Genomic DNA, 15,598 nt, shown 5'->3' with positions numbered 1-15,598 from the left:
GCGCGGTTGGGGCGCGGCTCGTTGATGACCACGGTGGTGTTGTCGTCGCCGTCGCGGGCCGGCTCGTTGGGGTGCCGCTGGTCGGCCCGGTGCCGGGCCTGGACCGGACGCAGCGGCTCGGTGGGCCGGGGCTCGACCGGAAGAGTCGGATCGGCGGGGTGGTCGGCGGTCACCGGCTCCGGGGCGAACCGGCTGGAGCCGGCGGCCAGGTCCGGGTGCTCGACCGCGAGCGCCATCCCGGCCGCCTGCTCGAGCGTGAGCTCCGCGCCGCCCGCGTACGCCGTGTCGAAGGCCGCGTCGCCGAGCACCGCCCGGATGGCCTCTTGCTCCTGCGACCAGTAGGCCGCGAACAGCCCACCCGCGCCGCGCTGGGTCGTGCGGGTCGCCTGCGCGGCACCGAACAGCTTGGCCGCGGTCTTCGGGTCGCCACCGTGCGCGCACCGAACTGCCACGGCGTTGAGGCTGTCGCAGGCCCTGCTGCGGAACCCGTACGCCATCCGGGAGCGCAGCGCGACCACCAGATGGTCGTGCGCCGCGACCAGGTCACCGCGGGCGAGCGCGACCATGCCGAGCAGCATGTCGACGGTGCGCCGGCCGCGTTCGGCGGGCCGGGCCGCCTCGAGCGGGCGCGCCGCGCCGAGCAGCTCGGCCGCCTCGTCCAGGGCGCCACGTTGCCACAGCAGCTCGGCCAGGCTCAGCACGGCGACCAGCGCCTCGCTCGCGACGCCGTTGTCGGTGGCCCACTCCATCACGTCGCGGCTGGCCCGCTCGGCCTCGCTGAGCCGGCCCATGTCGATCAGCGGACCGGCGCGGCCGGCGATCACCCGGGCCAGCAGGCCGGCGTCGCCCGCCTGCTGGGCGGCGGCCTCGGCGCGCTGGGCGAACCGCAGCTCCTCGGCGAACTCGCCGTCGGCGGCCGCGTGCTGCGAATGCATGTGGTACGCCGCCGCCAGCTCGGCGTCCGGGATCGGCTCACCGGTCTCGGCGATCCGGCCGTAGAGGCGGAACAGCCAGAGTCGGCCCTCCCGGGCCAGCCCACGCTCGCGCCACCACTGGTCGAGCCCGCCGGCCAGGCGCAGACCCATCCGCGCGCTGCCGCCCGTGGCCGTCCAGCGCAGTGCGGCGCGCAGCTCGTCGGCCAGCGGGTCGAGCGCGGCCAGCGACAGCGTCACCGGCCGGCCGTCGGCACCGTGGAACACCCGTTGCAGCGCGTGCGCGCACCACGCGACGTGCCGGTCGCGGGCGCCCTGCTCCTCACCGGCGTCGACCAGGCGGCGGGCCGCGTACGCCCGGATCGGGTCGAGGATCCGGTAGGTGCTCGCCGCTCCGTGCGGCTCGACCTGGATCATCGACTTGTCGACCAGCACGGCCAGCGGGTCGAGCGGGTCGTCGTCGAGCAACCACTCCACAGTGGTCAGATCAACCGGACCGGCGAAGACCGCCAGCCAGCGCAACAGCCGGGCGGCGCGCGGGCCGAGCGTGCGGTACGACCACGTGACGGTGGCCTGCATGGTGGCGTGCCGCTGGGTCGCCGAACGCAACGCGGCCCGGGTCTGCGGGCTGCGCGCCCCGCCGATCGCCGCGGCGTTGAGGTCGACGGTGTCTTCCTGCTGGCCGCCGGCGTATTCCGTCGACGGATAGCCGGGCAGGGTCTCCGCGGCGTCTTCACGGCCGGCGTCGAGCGTGCCGAGCACGTCGTCGAGGCGCTCGGCGAGCTGGCTCGCGGAGAGCACCCGGAGCCGGGCCGCGGCGAGCTCGATGGCCAGCGGCAAACCGTCGAGGCGGGCCACCACCCGGTGGAGCTCGGAGGACTCGTTCAGCGCGCCGCGCCGGCCGCCACGGGCTGCCGCGGTGCGGTCGAGCAGCAGCGCCATCGCATCGCTCGGCCCGCCGTGCGGGCCTGGCTCCGTCGACAGCGGAGGGATTCGCCACACGACCTCACCGGGCAGCCCGAACGGCTCCCGGCTGGTGGCCAGCACGCGCAGTGCACTGCCACCGGTGAGCAGCCGGGAGATGGCCTCGGCGGACGCACCCGGCTGGGCGTCACAGGTGTCGAGCATGAGCAGCATGCGCCGGCCCGCGGCGTAGTCGACCAGGGTGTCGATCATCGGGCGGCCAGGCTCCGGGCGCAGGCCGAAGACGGCGGCGACCGCGAAGGCGACCAGGCCGGGGTCGGTGACCGTGGCGATGTCGACGAACCACACGCCGTCCGGGTAGGAGTCGACCAGCGTGCCGGCCACCTCGACGGCGATCCGGGTCTTGCCGGCGCCACCCGCGCCGACGACCGTGACGAGCCGGTTGTCGCGCACCAGGGCGGAGAGCTCGGCCCGCTCGGTCTGCCGGCCGACGAACGAGGTCACCTGGGTCGGCAGGTTGTGCGCGGTCTCGTCGACGGTGCGAGGGCGCGGGAAGTCGCGGGCCAGGCCCGGTGCGACGAGTTGAAAGAGGCGTTCGCGGTCGTCGAAGCCGCGCAACCGGTGCAGCCCCAGGTCGATCAGCGAGGCGTCGGCCGGCAATGGTGCGGCGTGGTGTGCGGTCGACGCGGACAGCAGCACCTGGCCGCCGTGCGCGGCGGCCGCGATCCGGGCGGCCCGGTGCACCTCGGGGCTCGCGTACTCACCGGCGAGCGGGACCGCGTGCCCCGTGTGCAGGCCCATCCGGACCCTGGGCGCGGCCTCGGGGGTGGGCCACTCGTGGTCGGCCAACGCCCGCTGGGCGGTGACACACGCGTCGAGCGCCGCGGCGGCGTCGTCGAACGCGATGAAGAACGAGTCGCCCTCGGTGAACAGCTCGACACCGTGGTTGGCCGCGAGGGTGGCGCGCAAGAGTCGCCGGTGCTCGGTGAGCACCGGCCGATAACCCGCACCGAGCATCTGGGCAAGTCGAGTCGAGCCCTCGATGTCGGTGAACAAGAAAGTCACCAACCCACTGGGAAGGTGAACTCGTCCCGGCACGCCTGAAACCTCCGCCCCCCTGGAAGTCGGGTCCATGCTGCCGCACTCCGGACCGCCGGCGCATCGTAGGTTCGGCTGGCCCGGCAGGGCCCAAGGTCGAAAACCCGCTCCTACCTGGAGCAACGTGCCACGCCGGGGTTAACCGCGGATGTCCGGCCGCGGTGTCACGGCTGAGTAACTGAGGTGTCCTAAGGGTGGATGCGGCACCCTCGGCCAAGCTTCCCGGCCCAACGGATGATCGACAGAGGGTCAGGGAGTGGGGATCAACACCCGCAGGCACCGCCGCAGCAACCGCCGCCGCCACCACCCGCGGCCGGCGCGGGCGCCGCACCGCCACGACCGCCGACGGCGACCGTGGAGAGGAGCTTGACGGTGTCGCCGTGGCCGTCCGGGCACTGTGCCGGCGCGGACGCTTCGGCCATCGGACGGTTGACCTCAAAGGTGCTGCCGCAAGCGCGGCAGCGGAACTCATAACGGGGCATGCCAGACAGGGTACGGCCTCCGCCGTACCGGAACGCGCACCCGGATCGGTAGGCTCCCTCGTGTGGGTGCCGGGGAGGATTCACCGACGGGTGCCGCGAAGCTTCGCGCTTCCGTGCCAGAGCAGCGACCGCCGGGCGAGACGCCGGCCGGTCCGGAGCCGCCATCGCCAGCTCCGGAGACTGAGCCGGAGACCGGAAAGTCCGAACCCGCAGAGCCTGCCTCCGGCGCGGCGAAGCCCGCTGAGCCGAGCACGACAGCGAGCCCACCCACCAAAGTCGACATCGACCTCGACAAGGAGTGGGACCCGGCGAAGCGTCCGCCGCCCGGCATCGAGCGTCCGGTCGTCCGGGGCGTCCCGGGTGTCGCCGCGGTCCGGTCCGGTGCCACCGCCGTCGGCGCCTGGGCCAAGCGCCCGAGCGGCCGGCTCGTCCTGCCCGGCGTGCTGCTGTTCGCACTGGTCGCCCTGACCGCCGTCGCGGGCGCCGTGGTGCTGCCGGCGAACGCGCCTCCCGCCGCGCACCCCAGCACGGCCACCAACCCGTCGGCCGACACGTCGGGGAGCGCCGCGCCGGACAACGCCTTCCCCACGGGCCAGGCGCCGAGCGATCCGGGCTTCCCGACCTCGTTCCCGACCAACAGCCCGACCCAGGGCGTGGGCATCCCACCGGCCGGGGGCGGTTTCGGGCAGCCGGCCGACGTCATCAACTCCTGGGCGCAGCAGATCGCCACGAAGACCGGCATCAGCGCCACCGCGGTGCGGGCCTACGGCTACGCGGAGCTCGTCGTCGGCCAGAAGACGCCGTCCTGCCACCTCACCTGGACCACGCTCGCCGCGATCGGCAAGGTCGAGTCGGCGCACGGCACCGCCAACGGCGCCACGCTCACGCCAACCGGCCAGTCGCTGCCGCACATCATCGGCCTGCCGCTGGACGGCCAGGGCGGCCGCCAGCGCATCACCGACACCGACAACGGCCAGATGGACGGCGATCCGACGTACGACCGCGCGGTCGGTCCGATGCAGTTCATCCCGTCCACCTGGGCCAACGCCGGTGAGGATGCGGACAACGACGGCATCAAGGACCCTCATGACCTCAACGACGCAGCCCTCGCAGCGGCTAACTATCTGTGCCGTAACAACCGGAACCTGCAGAACCCGCAGGACTGGTGGGGAGCCATCCTCAGCTACAACGACGTGCGGCGATACGCCCAGGACGTGTTCGACACAGCCAACGAGTACGGCACCAAGAGTCGCACGTAGCGTAGCCGCATCGGCACTTTGGAGAACTAAGGCCTTTCGCGTAGGACCTGTTAGCGGCAAGCTAGACAGGTGATGGTGCGCGAGTGGGATCCGAAAACCGCCTCCGCCGATGAGCTCCGTTCGATGCTGGACAGCCTGAATGCGGTGCTCATGGCGGACCTCCCGGATGACCCACTGTGGCAAGAGAGTTACCTCCGTGAATACCTCGCGGAGACGATGCCTGGTGAGCGACGCATTTCCTGGCTCGCCGAAGAGCCACCAGGACGGGTCGTCGGGCACGCCAACGTGCTGCTCCTCGGCGACATCGGCGTGGTCGAGTTACTGATCCACCCCAAGGCGCGGCGTGCGGGCCTGGCCCGGGAAATGCTCGCGCAGGCCGCCCGCAAGACGTATCACGAAGGCTTCTCCGTTATCGGCGCCGAAGTCGTCGGCGGCACCCCGGCCGTCACTTTCTTCGAGTCGGTGGGATTCGTCCGTGAATACACCGAGACCCGCAGTGTGCTCCGGCTCAACTCCGTCGACTGGCTGGCCCTCGGCGAGATGGCCCGCGGCATCGGGGCCGGCTACCGCATCGAGTTCTGCCCGGGCGGGCCGCCCGACGACCTGCTCGACGCGTACGCCAAGGCCAAGGCGGAGCTCCGTGAGATCGACGACGGCGACCTCGACCTGCGACCCAGCTCCTACGACCCCCAGCGACTACGGGCGAGCCTCGACTGCCTGCACCGCCGGGGCATGCAGCCCTACATCGTGCTCGCGATCCACGACAAGACCGGCGACGTGGCGGGCCTGACCGAGGTCGTCGTCCCGGCCCAACACCCCACCCGCGCCGACCAGTACGACACGATCGTCGCCCAGGACCACCGTGGCTATGGCATCGACCGCGCCATCAAAGCCCGGATGCTCTTCGAGTTGCGCTCGGCCGAGCCCAAACTGGCCGAAGTGCAGACCTGGAACGCACAGGCCAACGAGTCGATGCTCAAGGTCAACGCGGAGCTCGGCTTCCAGCCTGACCGTGAATGGTACGAATACGGCGCCGATGTCGCCGACGTCCTCCGACACCTTGAGCACGGCGTTTAGCTAGCCGACACTGGATCGCCATACGGGGCTGTTACACAGCCCTTGATTGCCCAACCCCTCGTTACGCCCCCACCACCCCTGGAGGCTTCCTTGCGCTCGTTGCGCGCGCCCGCATTGCTGGCGGCCGCGACCCTTACCACGACCGCCACGTTGTTCGGCGTGTCCACTGGGGCCTACGCGGCACCGACCGACCTGATCATTTCCGAGTACGTCGAAGGCTCGTCCAACAACAAGGCGGTCGAGCTCTACAACGGCACCGGCGCCCCGGTCGACCTGACCGGTTACCAACTGTCGGTCTACTTCAACGGCTCCACCACGGCCACCTTCAACGCCGCGCTGACGGGCACAGTCGCCGCCGGCGACGTCTTCGTGTTCGCCCACTCGGCCTCGGTCCCCGCGATCCTGGCCCAGGCGGACCTCACCAGCGGCTCCGGGCTCTGGAACGGCGACGACGCGATCGTGCTCCGCAAAGGCACCGCGGTCGTCGACTCGCTCGGCCAGGTGGGAGTCGACCCGGGCACCGAGTGGGGCACGGGGCTGGAGAGCACGGCCGACAACACGTTGCGCCGCAAGTCGACGGTCGAGGCGGGCGACACCGACCCGAGCGACGCCTTCGACCCGGCGGTGCAGTGGGACGGCTTCGCCACCGACACCTTCGACGGTCTCGGCAGCCACTCCACCGGCGGCGGCCCCGTCGACGCGCCCGCCGTGCTCACCTGCGGCAGCGCGCTGACCACCTCCGAGGGTGCGGCGGCGACCCGTGACGTCACGGCGGTTGACGCGGACGACACGATCACCGACCTCGCGGTCACCAACGTCACACCGGCACCGGCCTCGGGCACCATCAGCCGCACGGCGTTCACCGCGGCCACCGGCCCGGGTACGACCGCCACGGCGACGGTCACCGTCAGCGCCGAGGTGCCGGCCGGCAGCTACGCGGTCCAGTTGACGTCGACCGACGACGCGGGCACCACCGCGACGTGCACGCTGGCCGTCCAGGTCAACGGCGTGCTGTCGGTCGGTGCGGTGCAGGGCCAGACCACTGATGCCGAGGAGGGCAAGCTCGACCGCTCGCCCCTCGCCCCGGCCAGCGGCAACAGCCAGCAGCTCTACGACGTGCGCGGCGTGGTCACCCAGCGGACCCTGTCCCGCACCTCGGCCGGCGCCCTGCAGTACGGGTTCTTCCTGCAGAGCCGCCCCGGCACCGAAGACGGCGACCCGCTGACCTCCGACGGCATCTTCGTCTACACCAGCACGTTCACCACGCTGATCGGCGGCTACCAGCCCGTCGTCGGCGACGAGATCGTGGTCCGCGCCCGGGTCACCGAGTTCTTCAACCTGAGCCAGCTCGCCAGCGCCTCGCTGGTGTCCAAGCTGGCCAGCGGAGTCGAGGTCCCCGCCACCGACGCGGTGCCGCCGGTCGACCTGGCCAGCGCCGACCGGTTCTGGGAGCGGCACGAGGGCATGCAGATGCGCGTACGGGCGGGCGCACAGGCCGTCAGCGGCCGCGACGTGTTCGCCGGCACCGCCGACTCCGAGGTGTGGGTGGTCGACAAGGACGACCCGCTGCTCGACCGGGCCGACCCGTACGCCCAGCGCGTCTTCCGTGACTCGCACCCGCTGGACAACAACCCGGCCCGTTTCGATGACGAGAACGGCAACCGGATCATGTTCGGCTCGATGGGCGTCAAGGACCGCGCAGGCGACAGCTTCACGCTGCTCCCGCCGGCGCACACCTTCGACAAGCTGACGAGCGACGCGGTCGGTGGCCTGTACTTCTCGTTCGACAAGTACGGCATCCAGCCCGGCCAGGTCACCTTCGCGGGCGGCACGGACCCCTCGAAGAACAACCCACCGAAGGCCGCCAACCGCAACACGGAGTACGCGGTCGCCACGTACAACGTCGAAAATCTCTATGACTTCCGCGACGACCCGTTCGACGGCTGCGACTTCCTCGGCAACACGGGTTGCCCGGGCGTGAGCCCGCCGTTCGACTACGTCCCGGTCGACCAGGCCGACTACGACAACCAACTGGCCGCGCTCGCCGACCAGGTCACCAACGACCTGCACAGCCCCGACGTGATCCTCGTGCAGGAAGCCGAAGACCAGGACATCTGCACGGTCGCGGGCAACGCCCTGTCCTGCGGCACCACCGACAACGCCGACGGCGCGCCCGACACCATCCAGGAACTGGCGCTGACCATCAAGGCCAAGGGCGGTCCGGCGTACGCGGCAGCCTATGACCGTGACGGCGCCGACGACCGAGGCATCACCGCGGCGTTCCTCTACCGCACAGACCGAGTCGCCCTGGCCCCCGCCGCCGCGACGGACACGGTGCTGGGCGCGACTCCCACGGTCTCGTACCGGGCACCGGGCCTGCCGTACAACACGGATGTGCAGAACCCGAAGTCCCTGAACGCCGACCTCCCAGGTGACGTCGACACGTCAACGGGCGTAGACGGCTCGGACGTCTTCACCCGCGCCCCCCAGGTAGCGAAGTTCCTGGTAGCGGCAACCCCGGGCGGCAACGAGAAGTCGGTCCTGTGGGCGGTGAGCAACCACTACTCGTCGACTCCGGACGGCCGAGTAGGCCAACGCCGCGAACAGGCCCGCTACGGCGCCGCCATCGTCACAGCGATCGAACAGTCCGACCCGAACGCCAGGGTCGTCTACGGCGGCGACCTCAACGTCTTCCCGCGGCCAGACGACCCGGTACAGAACAACCCGGGCGACCAACTGGCGCCGCTGTACGACGCCGGCCTGCACAATCTGTGGGAGGACCTTGCCCGGGACGTTCCGGCCAGCGCGTACTCGTACAGCTACGAAGGACAGGCCCAGACGCTGGACCACCTGTTCGTCAACAACCCGCTCTACTCGGACCTGGTGCAAATGCGCGCGGCCCACATCAACGCGGACTGGGCGGCCAACTACGCGGGCGACGGCTCGCGGGGTTCCAGCGACCACGACCCGCAGGTAGCCCGCTTCAACTCGAGGGCGGAACTGCGAGTCTCGGACGCCACGGTGACCGAAGGAAACACAGGCACGACCAAGCTCACCTTCACCGTGTCGGTCTCCCGCCCGCTGAGCCAGCCGGTCCTGCTGTGCGGCACGACGTTAGGCCTGACCGCGAGAGCAGGCAGCGACTACGACCCGGTGATCGGCTGCCGCACCCTGGCCGCCGGAGCCACGTCCACAACGGTGGACGTAACGGTCAAGGGCGACCGCCAGCGCGAACCGAACGAAACCCTGACGCTGATCGTGGCGGGCATCCCCGGCCTGGTCCTGACGGACCCGATCGGCGTAGGCACGATCCGCAACGACGACTAACGCACCACGCACCCAGAAACGGCCCGGCCCCACAGCCGGGCCGTTTCGCGTCTCAGCCGCCGTAATACTCCAAAAGCGTCGGAGGCGGCGGCAGCCAACGCTGCTGCTTGACCCGAACCTCCCACTGACTCCGCCGCCGCTGCCGATCCCGCTTACCCCGATCGCGATAAAACGTCTCAGGCGGCCGCGCGAGCCCGTAGATGTCGGCCCACCACTCCCCCGGCAACGGATCAAGAATCACGTCGAGATGAGCCGGAAACCGCCGACGAGCCCCGTCCAAGGTGTTGTCACTGTCAGCCATGGGCCGCAGCGTCCGCCGCCCATCATCGACCACCAACAGCCGATACCCGCACGCAGCCAGCAACTTCTCCATCATGGAAAGACTAGGAACCAACCCACCAGCCTCGATCCGACTGATGGTGCCGTGACTAGCCCCACTCCTAGCCGCAAGTTGCCGCTGACTGAGATCAGCCTGCCGCCGAGCAGCCCGCAAAAGACCCGAAACCGGAAGCGCCAGCCCACCCATCGCCAAAGCATGCCGCCCGGAACCCCGGCCCAACACCCCGACCCCAGAACCTGTGGATAACTTCAGCAGCTTTGCTCTGCACCCATATACGCACCGGCCCGACGCAGGGGTGGTGCGTATATGGGTGCAGAGCAAATGCGGTGAGACAGGGGGTGGGTTGGTGGGGTGGTGGTGATCTTTAGTAGCGCGAGCGGAGGAGGGCGGCTGCTTCTGTGGCCCAGTAGGTCAGGATTATTTGGGCTCCGGCTCGGCGGATTGAGGTCAGGGTTTCCATCAGGGCGCGTTCGCGGTCTACCCAGCCGTTGGCTGCTGCGGCTTCGACCATCGCGTACTCGCCGGAGATTTGGTACGCGGCTACCGGGATGGTTACTGCTGCTCGGACCGCGGCGATTACGTCCAGGTTTGTGAGGGCCGGTTTGACCATCACTATGTCCGCGCCTTCTTCTACGTCTAGCGCTACCTCGCGTAGGGCCTCGCGGAAGTTGGCTGGGTCCTGTTGGTATGTGCGGCGGTCGCCCTCTAGGGATGACTCGACTGCTTCTCGGAACGGGCCGTAGAAGGCTGACGCGTACTTCACCGCGTAGGCCAGGACTCCTACGTCCTGGTAGCCCTCTGCGTCCAGGGACTGGCGGACTACGCCTACCTGGCCGTCCATCATTCCGGACGGGCCCACCATGTGTGCGCCCGCTTCGGCCTGGGCTACCGCCATCTTGGCGTAGGACTCCAGGGTCGCGTCGTTGTCTACTTGGCCTGCTTCGTCCAGGACGCCGCAGTGGCCGTGTGAGGTGAACTCGTCCAGGCAGAGGTCGCCCATTACTACTGTGGCGTCGCCTACCTCTGAGATCACGTCTCGGATCGCTACGTTGAGGATGCCGTTCGGGTCCAGGCCGCCTGAGCCCTCTGGGTCCTTTGAGGTCGGGACGCCGAAGAGCATGATGCCGCCTACGCCTGCTCTGACCGCTTCGGCCGCGGCTTTGCGCAGCGACTCGCGGGAGTGCTGCACAACGCCGGGCATCGCGGACAGTGGGCGGGGCTCTGTCAGGCCCTCTTTGACGAACATCGGCAGTACGAGCTCCGACGGCGCCAGCTTGGTCTCCTCGACCAGGCGGCGTACCGCGGAGTTGACTCGCAGGCGGCGTGGGCGGTCCGTGGGGAAAGCCATCAGCGGAACCGCAGCGCTGTTGGGCCTTGCACCTTCGAGCCGCGGCGTTGCTTCGCCGGCATCGCTGCCAGCTTTTCGCGCAGTTCCACCGCGTACGAGGCCAGGGCTTCGACCAGGTCCGGGACCGAGGCGTGGGCCGGCTGGACGTCGACGCGCAGGCCGAACTCCGTTGCCGTCTCGGCCGTCTTCGGGCCGATGACCGCGACCACCGTGCGGGTGTGCGGCTTGCCGGCGATGCCGACCAGGTTGCGGACCGTGGACGAGCTCGTGAAGAGCACCGCGTCGAAGCCGCCCGACTTGATGGCGTCGCGGATCTCGGCCGGCGGCGGCGCCGCGCGGACCGTGCGGTACGCCGTCACGTCGTCGACCTCCCAGCCAAGCTCGGTGAGTCCGGCGGCGAGGGTCTCGGTGGCGATGTCGGCGCGCGGCAGCAGCACCCGACCCACCGGGTCGAGCACCTCGTCGTGCGGCGAGAACTCGGCCAGGAGGCCCTCCGAGGACTGCTCGCCGGCCGGCACCAGCTCGGGCTGGATGCCGAAGGCGCGGACCGCGTCGGCCGTCGCCTCTCCTATGCAAGCGATCTTCACGCCGCCGAAGTGGCGGGCGTCGAGGCCGTGCTCGCCGAACTTCTCCCAGACCGCGCGGACCGCGTTGACCGAGGTGAACAGCACCCAGGCGTAGCGGCCGTCGACCAGGCCCTTGACCGCGCGCTCCATCTGCGCCGGCGTGCGGGGCGGCTCGACCGCGATGGTCGGCACCTCGCACGGGATCGCGCCGTAGGCACGCAGTCGGGCACTCATCGCGCCGGCCTGCTCCTTGGTGCGGGGTACCAGCACCTTCCAGCCGTACAGCGGCCGGTTCTCCCACCAGCTCAGCTTGTCGCGGTGCGCGACGCCGGCGCCGAGGGTGAGCACCACCCGTCCGGTGAAGCCGAGGGCGGCAGCGACGAAGCTGTCGACGGTCGACGTCGTGGTGAACTGGGTCTCGCCGGTGCCGTCGCCGGTCACCCCGACCGGGGTGGTGCCGTCGAGGCCGGCGGAGAGCAGGCCATCACGGAGCGCGGCCAGGTCACCGGCGTCGACCGCGAGGGCCAGCGAGTCACGGGCCACCGCGACGGCCAGTGCCTCGAAGTCCAGCGACGAGACGTCGTCGACGTCGGCGGCGGTGCGCAGCCCGGGGAGCGGAACGCCCGCGTAGGTCGCCACGCCCTCGGCCTGGCCGACTCCCGGCACGACCTCGAAGTGGACGGCGGTGCGGGCGACGGCCTGCACCTCCTTGACCACCGACTCGTGTCCGAACGGGTCGCCGGCCACGAGGTGCACGGCGGAGAGCCCGGAGCGCGCGGCCGAGATCAGCACCTTGGCCACGTCGCCGGTGGTGCCCTCGGCGGGGGTGAACTGGGCGTCGTCCTTGGCCTCGGCGCGGATCGCCGCGAGCAGCGACTCCGGCACGCCGCGGTCGTAGACCACCTGGTCTGCCTCGACCAGCGCGTCGTGCGCCCGGCGGGTCAACAGGCCCGGATCGCCAGGTCCCGCCCCGACGAACGAGATGTGGCCTGCGGGCTTACGGGTGCGGGTCATTCTGTGCTCCCAAACAAGGTATCGGCGCCACGGTCGAGGAGTTCGGCGGCGAGTGCCTTGCCGATCTCCGCGGCGGCGCTGGGCGTTCCGGTGCGCGAAAGACGGATGGCGCGCTCGCCATCCGCGCTGATCACCGCACCGCGCAGGTAGATCTCATCGCCGTCCTCACCCTCCGCGAATTCCGCGTAGGCGGCGACCGGGGCACTGCACCCGGCCTCCAGCGTGGCCAGCAACGCCCGTTCCGCGGTGACCGCGGCCCGGGTCGGTCCGTCGTCGAGCGCTCCGAGCTCCGCGACCAGGTCGTGGTCGTCGTGGCGGCACTCCACCGCCAGCGCACCCTGTGCCGGTGCGGGCAGCATCAGCATGGGGTCGAGCGTTTCGGTGATCTCGTCGGCCCGCCCGAGCCGGACCACTCCGGCACGGGCGACGACGACGGCGTCAAGGTCGGCCTCCGGGCCGGTGACCCGCCTGATCCGGGTGTCGACGTTGCCCCGGATCGGCGTCACCCGCAGCGGCAGCCGCAGCGCGTTGAGCTGTGCGATCCGGCGCACCGCGCCGGTGCCGACGATCGCGCCGTCGGGCAGGTCGGTCAGCATGCGGCCGTCGCGCGCGATGAGCGCGTCGCGCGGGTCCTCCCGCAGCGGAATGGCCGCGATGTGCAGCGCGCCCGGCTGGGCCGACGGCAGGTCTTTGTAGGAGTGCACCGCGAAGTCGATCCGGCGCTCGGTGAGCGCGTCACGCAGAGCGGACACGAACACGCCGACGCCCAACTGGGCGACGGGCGCGGAAGACCGGTCACCAGCGGTGCTGATCTCCACCAACTCCACCGGACGGCCGGTGGCGGCGGTCACCGCGTCGGCGACCAACCGGGACTGGGCCAGCGCGAGCTTGCTGCCCCGGGTCCCGAGGCGCAGCGAGGTCATCTGGGCTCTCCCAACGGGGGGACGTCATCCGCCTGCGCGGTCTGCGGCACTTCGAGGTCGAAGAGCTGGCGCATCAGCGCGGCGTACTGGTCGCCACCGGGCTCGGCGGCGAGTTGCCGGACCCGGACGGTCGGCGAGTGCAGGAGGCGGCGGACCACCCGGTGCACGGCATGTGCGACCTCGGCCCGCTGCTCTTCGGAAAGCTCCGGACGGCGCTGCCGGAGGCGGCTGAGCTCAGCGGCGACGACCTCGTCGGCCCGGGTGCGCAACGCGGCCACGGTCGGTGCCACGTCGGCACCGCGCAGCCAGGCCACGAACGCCTCGACCTCGGTCTCGACGATCTCCTGCACGGCCACCTCGTCGGCGGCGTGCTGGCCGGCGCGCAACTCGGCGGCGAGCGTGTCGATGTCGACCACGACGACGCCGGGCAGGCCGGCGACCTCGGGCTCGACATCGCGCGGCACGGCCAGGTCGAGCAGGACGAGCGGCGTGGTGCGACCGGGCAGGGCGGCCTCGACCGTCTCGCGGGTGAGCACCGGCTCGGTGGACGCGGTCGCGGCGATCACCAGGTCGACCTCGGACAGCAGTCGCCGCAGGTCGGCGACCGGGGCCGCGGTCGCGCCGTAGGCGGCGGCGAGCCGGGTCGCGCGGTCGGCACCCCGGTTGGTCACCGACACGGGACCGACGCCGATGCGGGACAGCGTGGCGACGGAGAGGGCGCCCATCGCGCCGGCACCCACCACGAGAGCGGGCCGGTCGGTGAGTCCGCCGGCGAAGTGGCTGGCGGCGATGTCGAGGGCCGCGGTCACCACGCTCTGCCCGGCCCGGTCGATGCCGGTCTCGGCGTGTGCCCGCTTGCCGACCCGCAGCGCCTGTTGCATCAGCTCGTGCAGGGTGCGGCCGGCGCTGTCGGCCTCGGTGGCGGCGTGATAGGCGTCACGGAGCTGGCCGAGGATCTGCGCCTCACCGATCACCATCGAGTCGAGCCCGGTGGCGACCCGGAACGCGTGCTCGACCGCGGCGGCGTCGTGGTGCACGTAGAGGTGGGTGGCCAGCTCGGCCGGGGAGCGACCGGCGCGCTCACCGAGCACGGCGCAGATGTCGGTGAGTCCGCCGTGGAAGCCGGTGACCGCGGCGTAGATCTCCACCCGGTTGCACGTGGAGACGATGACCGCCTCGCGTACGTAGGGCTGGGCCACCAACTGGTCGAGCGTGTTGGTCACGTCGACCGCCGGCACCACCAGCGTCTCCAGCATCGCGACCGGCGTGGTCTTGTAGGAAGCGCCCACCACGATCAGGTTCACGTGCCCACCGCCTCTTCTGCAAGGCCGCCCGGTAGGGAGGTCAACGCCGACTTACGGTGCTCGTGGAACGACAGAATCTGCAACTCGATCGCCAGGTCGACTTTGCGGACGTCCACCCCTTCGGGTACCGAAAGTACGCAAGGCGCGAAGTTGAGGATGCTGGTGACGCCGGCCGCGACGAGGGCGTCGGCGACGTCCTGGGCGGCCGCGGCGGGGGTGGCGATGACGCCGATCGCGATCGACTCGGCTGCGGCGACCGTGGCCAGCTCAGAGATGTGACGCACGTCAAGGCCGTTGATCGGCTCACCCACCCGGGCCTGGTCGGCGTCGAAGAGGGCAGCGATGCGGAAGCCGCGGCTGGCGAAGCCCGCGTAGCCGGCCAATGCGTGACCGAGATTACCGACGCCGACCAGCGCGACCGCGCGGCGCTGGGTCAGCCCGAGGGTGAACTCGATCTGGTCGATGAGCAGCGCCACGTCATAGCCAACCCCACGCGTCCCGTACGAGCCGAGGTGGGAAAGGTCTTTGCGAAGCTTTGCCGAGTTGACCCCGGCCGCCGCGGCGAGCCCCTCGCTCGAAATGGTGTCGTTGCCCGTTTCGGCGATGTGGTGCAGCGCACGAAGATATTCCGGCAGGCGGGCCACCGTCGCCTCGGGCAGGTCCGGGAGGGCGGGTACGCCGCCGGACCGTCCGTTGGGGCCTGTCGGGCGGTGCTGGCTCATGCGACTCCGTTTTGCGATCGTCCGGCTGCCCGCGAGCGGGGCCCGCGGCTGTGCCGCCCCCGACCCAATGCGCGAAGACCGGCTGTGTTAACGGGATTCGTCGGGAACACAGACTAAGCGCTTGTGAACTCGTGCACAAATCGCGATCTTGGTCGCCGTTCCTGCTCACGATTATTGCGTAAATCGGACCCATACCACCAATCGCGAGTCGCGGGTACCGGGGTGAGGTACGGCCAGCCCTACCCTGAAGAGGCAAGCCGACTGGATGGGGGTAAAGAGCGC

At 70.7% G+C, this 15,598-nt stretch carries 10 protein-coding genes and 1 pseudogene; 3 read left to right on the top strand and 8 right to left on the bottom strand.

Going from position 1 to position 15,598, the window contains the following annotated elements; genetic code table 11:
- Window positions 1-182: 182 nt before the first annotated feature.
- Together BLV39_RS14595 and BLV39_RS14590 are read right to left on the bottom strand one after the other, a co-directional pair.
- Window positions 183-2,990: pseudogene (locus tag BLV39_RS14595) on the bottom strand (ATP-binding protein); the annotation flags it as partial.
- Between the two features lie 227 nt (window positions 2,991-3,217).
- Entirely contained in the window at window positions 3,218-3,436 is a 219-nt protein-coding gene (locus tag BLV39_RS14590; protein ID WP_090791716.1) for an FmdB family zinc ribbon protein, read from the bottom strand.
- Window positions 3,437-3,549: 113 nt separating this feature from the next.
- On the opposite strand from BLV39_RS14590, the gene BLV39_RS14585 reads away from it, so the two are divergent.
- The 3 genes from BLV39_RS14585 to BLV39_RS14575 all read left to right on the top strand — a co-directional run bounded on the left by BLV39_RS14585 (window position 3,550) and on the right by BLV39_RS14575 (window position 9,099).
- Window positions 3,550-4,695, top strand: a complete 1,146-nt coding sequence (locus BLV39_RS14585) for a lytic murein transglycosylase (RefSeq protein WP_239083634.1) — start codon at window positions 3,550-3,552, stop codon at window positions 4,693-4,695.
- 72 nt (window positions 4,696-4,767) lie between these two features.
- Complete coding sequence (locus BLV39_RS14580; RefSeq protein WP_090791710.1) at window positions 4,768-5,772, top strand: GNAT family N-acetyltransferase; 1,005 nt, start codon at window positions 4,768-4,770, stop codon at window positions 5,770-5,772.
- Window positions 5,773-5,862: 90 nt separating this feature from the next.
- Window positions 5,863-9,099 (top strand): lamin tail domain-containing protein, encoded by a 3,237-nt coding sequence (locus tag BLV39_RS14575; RefSeq protein ID WP_090791707.1) that lies wholly within the window; start codon window positions 5,863-5,865, stop codon window positions 9,097-9,099.
- 52 nt (window positions 9,100-9,151) lie between these two features.
- On the opposite strand, the gene BLV39_RS14570 is transcribed toward BLV39_RS14575, so the two are convergent.
- From BLV39_RS14570 to BLV39_RS14545, 6 genes are all read right to left on the bottom strand, one after another.
- Window positions 9,152-9,625 carry a helix-turn-helix domain-containing protein gene (locus tag BLV39_RS14570; protein WP_090797275.1) on the bottom strand — a complete coding sequence of 158 codons (474 nt, stop codon included), beginning with the start codon at window positions 9,623-9,625 and terminating at the stop codon, window positions 9,152-9,154.
- 178 nt (window positions 9,626-9,803) lie between these two features.
- Window positions 9,804-10,787, bottom strand: a complete 984-nt coding sequence (hemB, locus tag BLV39_RS14565; RefSeq protein ID WP_090791705.1) for a porphobilinogen synthase — start codon at window positions 10,785-10,787, stop codon at window positions 9,804-9,806.
- Window positions 10,787-12,367, bottom strand: coding sequence for a bifunctional uroporphyrinogen-III C-methyltransferase/uroporphyrinogen-III synthase (locus BLV39_RS14560; protein WP_090791701.1), 1,581 nt, complete (start codon window positions 12,365-12,367; stop codon window positions 10,787-10,789). The genes hemB and BLV39_RS14560 overlap by 1 nt, the downstream gene beginning before the upstream one ends.
- Window positions 12,364-13,290 (bottom strand): hydroxymethylbilane synthase, encoded by a 927-nt coding sequence (hemC, locus tag BLV39_RS14555; protein ID WP_090791699.1) that lies wholly within the window; start codon window positions 13,288-13,290, stop codon window positions 12,364-12,366. The genes BLV39_RS14560 and hemC overlap by 4 nt, the downstream gene beginning before the upstream one ends.
- Window positions 13,287-14,594 carry a glutamyl-tRNA reductase gene (locus BLV39_RS14550; protein ID WP_090791696.1) on the bottom strand — a complete coding sequence of 436 codons (1,308 nt, stop codon included), beginning with the start codon at window positions 14,592-14,594 and terminating at the stop codon, window positions 13,287-13,289. Before BLV39_RS14550 ends, hemC begins: the two co-directional genes overlap by 4 nt.
- Entirely contained in the window at window positions 14,591-15,316 is a 726-nt protein-coding gene (locus BLV39_RS14545; protein WP_090791692.1) for a redox-sensing transcriptional repressor Rex, read from the bottom strand. Before BLV39_RS14545 ends, BLV39_RS14550 begins: the two co-directional genes overlap by 4 nt.
- Window positions 15,317-15,598 lie beyond the last annotated feature (282 nt).

The organism is Asanoa ishikariensis (assembly GCF_900107455.1).
Lineage (GTDB): Bacteria > Actinomycetota > Actinomycetes > Mycobacteriales > Micromonosporaceae > Asanoa > Asanoa ishikariensis.
The sequence above is the reverse complement of the archived record's forward strand: the minus strand, read 5'-3'. Positions and strand labels throughout refer to the sequence as shown.

What these genes read in the sequence shown, in the direction of transcription:
- BLV39_RS14590 (WP_090791716.1), bottom strand. Translation starts at nt 3,436, where the DNA reads ATGCCCCGTTATGAGTTCCGCTGCCGCGCTTGCGGCAGCACCTTTGAG.
- BLV39_RS14580 (WP_090791710.1), top strand. Translation starts at nt 4,768, where the DNA reads ATGGTGCGCGAGTGGGATCCGAAAACCGCCTCCGCCGATGAGCTCCGT.
- BLV39_RS14570 (WP_090797275.1), bottom strand. Translation starts at nt 9,625, where the DNA reads ATGGGTGGGCTGGCGCTTCCGGTTTCGGGTCTTTTGCGGGCTGCTCGG.
- hemB (WP_090791705.1), bottom strand. Translation starts at nt 10,787, where the DNA reads ATGGCTTTCCCCACGGACCGCCCACGCCGCCTGCGAGTCAACTCCGCG.
- BLV39_RS14560 (WP_090791701.1), bottom strand. Translation starts at nt 12,367, where the DNA reads ATGACCCGCACCCGTAAGCCCGCAGGCCACATCTCGTTCGTCGGGGCG.
- hemC (WP_090791699.1), bottom strand. Translation starts at nt 13,290, where the DNA reads ATGACCTCGCTGCGCCTCGGGACCCGGGGCAGCAAGCTCGCGCTGGCC.
- BLV39_RS14545 (WP_090791692.1), bottom strand. Translation starts at nt 15,316, where the DNA reads ATGAGCCAGCACCGCCCGACAGGCCCCAACGGACGGTCCGGCGGCGTA.